The sequence below is a fragment of the Enterobacter sp. LM3 genome (genome assembly GCF_046622475.1).
In the GTDB taxonomy this organism is placed as follows: Bacteria; Pseudomonadota; Gammaproteobacteria; order Enterobacterales; family Enterobacteriaceae; genus Enterobacter; species Enterobacter cloacae_P.
This window is the reverse complement of record NZ_JBJURN010000046.1, coordinates 1-1,389: the sequence shown is the minus strand read 5'-3', so window position 1 is coordinate 1,389 and position 1,389 is coordinate 1. Positions and strand designations below refer to the sequence as shown.

Genomic DNA, 1,389 nt, shown 5'->3' with positions numbered 1-1,389 from the left:
GCCACGCTGCTGCCCTGGCATATTGTGAGCTGGCCAGAGGGGGATTTACGCACTATTCAGCCGCGCGGCGAACTTCCGCTGCTGGAACGCCCATTTGTGCTCGGCCATTTCGACTGCTGGGGACTGGTGATGAGCTACTTCCGGCAGACGCATGACATCGAGCTGCACGATTACCGGGTTGATTATCCGTGGTGGGAAGATAACTATCCGGACAACTTCTACCAGGACTGCTGGTATGAGTGTGGTTTTCGGGAGTTCACCGGCGCACCACAGTCAGGCGATATGGTCATCATGCAGGTGCAGTCGAAGAAGTGGAACCATGCGGGGATCCTGTTGGAAGGTAACATGCTTCTCCATCATCTGTACGGTCATCTGAGCCAGCGAGTGCCTTACGGTGGGTACTGGCAGGATAGAACGATGAAAGTTCTTCGCTATAAGTCTCTGTGCTAACCTTTACTAAATTTCAAAGGAGCATGAAAATGAAAAAGATATTCTTAGCGCTTATTTTTGGCTTGGCGGGCTGCTCTGTGAGTTCTCTCGAATCGCAAAAACCTATTCTTTCCGAGCACTCGGCTAAAAATGTAGATCAGGTTAATAGATGCCTTGCACCAAAATGGGTCGAACTTCGTTCGTCCAGTACCAGTATTCCAACTGAGTCAGGTTATAAAATAACAGCATCAGATGATATCTTCGGTGCGCTGTCAGTAGTGAATATTGATAAATCTATTAATGGTGGCAGCGATATTAAGGTATATGCCGTTGCAAAAGGTTGGAATGACCACTGGGCAAATGCTGCCAGATCCTGTATTTAAATATCCACATAAATATTTAACAAGCCACCTCTAGGTGGCTTTTTCATGGGGGAAATATGACAGAGGTGATGACCAGAATAGAACTTGGCGGCGTATTGGGGAAAACCTATGGAAAGGTTCATCATCGTTTAATAAGCACTACAGCAGAGGCAATTAACTCCCTTACAAAAACGATTGATGGATTAGAAAAGTTCTTAATCACGAGTAAAGCCAGAGGGCTTACCTACGCGGTATTTAAAGATAAGAAAAATATTGGACAGGATGATTTCGGATTTCCTGTTACGGGCGAGGTTATTCGCATCATACCAGTAGTTATTGGTAGTAAAAAAGCAGGGGTACTTCAGACGATTCTTGGTGCTGTCCTTGTCGTTGTTGGTGTGGCAATCGGATATTTCTCAGGTGGAGCACTATCCGTAGCTGGATATGGTGCTGCAAAATTAGGCGCAGCCATGATGCTGGGTGGCGTTGTCCAGATGCTTTCCCCTCAACCAGCAGGTTTAGCCAGCAAACAAAGTGCAGATAACCGTGCTTCATACGCGTTCGGTGGGGTAACAAACACTGCTGCACAGGGGTATCC

General features: G+C 46.9%; 3 protein-coding genes. All 3 read left to right on the top strand.

The genetic code is table 11. The features are described 5' to 3' along the window. A partial coding sequence (locus ACJ9N4_RS20830) for an NlpC/P60 family protein (protein WP_411500793.1) occupies positions 1-450 on the top strand: 450 nt, incomplete at its 5' end. Positions 451-479: 29 nt separating this feature from the next. After that, positions 480-812, top strand: a complete 333-nt coding sequence (locus tag ACJ9N4_RS20825) for a hypothetical protein (RefSeq protein WP_411500792.1) — start codon at positions 480-482, stop codon at positions 810-812. A gap of 56 nt (positions 813-868) precedes the next feature. After that, the coding region (locus ACJ9N4_RS20820; RefSeq protein ID WP_411500791.1) for a tail assembly protein at positions 869-1,389 on the top strand (521 nt) is incomplete at its 3' end.

Bases quoted from the DNA above. Each gene is read 5' to 3' on its own strand.
- ACJ9N4_RS20825 (WP_411500792.1), top strand. From the start codon at position 480: ATGAAAAAGATATTCTTAGCGCTTATTTTTGGCTTGGCGGGCTGCTCT.